This is a genomic window from Alienimonas sp. DA493, from assembly GCF_043951915.1.
GTDB lineage: Bacteria > Planctomycetota > Planctomycetia > Planctomycetales > Planctomycetaceae > Alienimonas.
Genome location: NZ_JBINJD010000295.1, coordinates 1 through 2,227 on the forward strand (window position 1 = coordinate 1; position 2,227 = coordinate 2,227).

A 2,227-nucleotide genomic window follows, 5' to 3' on the forward strand; every position below is an offset into this window, starting at 1 on the left:
CAGCGCAGATGAGCGTTTCCATGTGGCTCGCCAAGAGGGGGGGCGACGAGAGCGAACGCCCGGCATCGCGGCGCGGTTCACGAAAACCGGCCCGGACGCGGGAAGCGACCGGGCCGGCGTGCCGACGTGCGGGAGCGTCGGTCTTAGAGGCTCCCGAGGGAGCGGACGTTGTCGCCCGTCCGGTATAGGGCACTCCGCCGGAGCGGCTGCCACAGCGCGGGAGGCGCGATTTCGCCGGACGGGCGAGACGATCGCCAAGCCCCGGCCTCTCACCGGCGTGGACGTGGCCTTAGCCCGGAGGCGGCCCCTCTCTCGGCGAAGATCCGAACCCCGGAGTCGAACCGGGAACCGCGTCGTTACGAAGGACGTGCTCTGCCAGTTGAGCTAGTTCGGAGCGTGGCGACCGGCCCAACCGAAACACGGGCCGACCGCCAGAGCCAGACGCCGGGCACTCCCGCCCCGTTGTGTCGGACGGGAGAGTCGGTCCCCGGCGACCGGCGAGCCCATCCTACAGCCCGTCCCGCACCGCGCCAGAGGCAATCCCCGTCGCCCCGTCCGTGACCGTCCGTCGGACGGGGAGCGGCGGTCAGGCGAACGGCAGCTTCGACCGCTCGTCCGCGTAGGCACGCTCGATGCGCGAGACGGCCGTGGAGAAGTAGTCCGGCAGCAACTCCGCCGCGTACCCTGTCCGGCCCAGGCCCCGCGCCGCGACCGTGGCCGAACAAAGGCCGCCGAACGGCTCCCACACCGCATCCCCCACGTCCGTGCTCGCCCGGATAATCCGCCGCATCAGCGAGAGGGGCTTTTGGTTCATATGGGCGAACCCGTCGCGCCCCCGGACCCGCTCGCCGTTTCGTACGGCGGGGACTCGCCAGACGTTCGTGACCCCCTGCTCAAAGTTGAACTTCGACCGCATCCGTTCCCACTCCGCCGCCGTGAGCGGCCGTTCGCCGTCGACCGAGAAGTAAGGCCGGCCGGCCGGGTCGCCGTGCTCGTTCGCGTACGCCGCGAACCGCTCGAACATCTCAGGCGGCGGGTAGTACCAGAGGTGACACTGCGTGAAGTATTTGCGGGTGGCGGCGTTTTTGACCCCGCACGCTTCGTTCGTGAGTCGGAGCGGCAGGCCGGCCCGCCGCCACTCGTACCGCAACCACTCTTTCATCGACATCAGACCTTCCGGCGTCTCAAACTCCGCCCGCCGGACGTACTGGACGCACACCTCCGTCGTCACCGGGAACTTTCGCAACGTGTTCCCGTTGCTGTTCCCGGCGACGTGCCCGATCCCTTTGTCCCAGACGTGGCAACTCCGGTACTCCCACCCGTGCCGCTCAAGCACCGGGTGCGACAGCGCCCAGCCGATTTCGCTGTTCCAGAACCAGAGCGTCGTCAGGGGCGTGGCCTTTCGACTCCATGCGGCGACGTGCGGTTCGTACGCCTCCGGCAGTTCCGCAGGGGTGGCGGGGTCTCCCGGGTAGCTCCGCAGGCCGTACGGCCCGTCAGAGACGATGGCGACCGGGGCCGGCCAACGGTCGTAGAAGTCGAGGGCGTCGCCGAACTCGATGGTCGCGGTCTGCATAGCCCCGAAAAGTACCCCGCCGGAGCGGACCGCGCCAGAGGCGGGGGCGGTTTCGGCCTATCTTTTCAGTATTGCGCGATTTTTTGGTGGGCGCATCTTCACTGCGGCGGAGACCGCGCTAAAGTGGGGTTCAGCCGGGCAGAGGACTGATCCCCTCGCCGCTCCGGTCGGTCCGCGTGAGTCACTGCACGCCGCCGATCGAGCACCCGGCCCCGTGCGACTTTCGCCGACAGTGACCCATGAGCGACCCGACATCATCTAACGCACCCCGGCATGTAACCGCGGGTGCGTCTTCTTTTGTTCGCGTTGAACGGGCGGAACTGGACCGCCTGCATGCCGTTGAGGCCGCGGCGAAGGCGGCGTTGGACGAATCCTTCAAGCGGCTCGCCGGTTCGGCCAGCGACATGTTCACGGGCGCGCAGCAAATCGCCGTGCAGTCCGCCCTCCGCGACGTTCTCCGCGGCGTCCTGCCGGACGGGAACAAGGCCGTGCCGGCACCGACTGTGATTGAAGCGAAGCCCAAACAGCGAGGGCGTCTCGCCTGAATGACACCCACGGGTGCCGGCCGCCGGTGGGCGGCTGCTCCGGGTTCGACTCCCGGCGGTTCCCCTAGCCCGCTCCCGTTTAGCTTCACGCGGCGGTGACGGCGAG

General features: G+C 68.8%; 2 protein-coding genes and 1 tRNA gene. 1 reads left to right on the forward strand and 2 read right to left on the reverse strand.

The window, feature by feature from the left end; all coding sequences use genetic code 11:
- Positions 1-321 precede the first annotated feature (321 nt).
- Positions 322-394, reverse strand: a tRNA-Thr gene (locus ACG2DA_RS22485).
- 192 nt (positions 395-586) lie between these two features.
- Positions 587-1,576, reverse strand: coding sequence for a DNA methyltransferase (locus ACG2DA_RS22490; protein ID WP_395258900.1), 990 nt, complete (start codon positions 1,574-1,576; stop codon positions 587-589).
- A gap of 239 nt (positions 1,577-1,815) precedes the next feature.
- Here ACG2DA_RS22490 and ACG2DA_RS22495 point away from each other — a divergent pair, with 239 nt between their 5' ends.
- Entirely contained in the window at positions 1,816-2,121 is a 306-nt protein-coding gene (locus tag ACG2DA_RS22495; RefSeq protein ID WP_395258902.1) for a hypothetical protein, read from the forward strand.
- Positions 2,122-2,227 lie beyond the last annotated feature (106 nt).

Bases quoted from the DNA above. Each gene is read 5' to 3' on its own strand.
- ACG2DA_RS22490 (WP_395258900.1), bottom strand. From the start codon at position 1,576: ATGCAGACCGCGACCATCGAGTTCGGCGACGCCCTCGACTTCTACGAC.
- ACG2DA_RS22495 (WP_395258902.1), top strand. From the start codon at position 1,816: ATGAGCGACCCGACATCATCTAACGCACCCCGGCATGTAACCGCGGGT.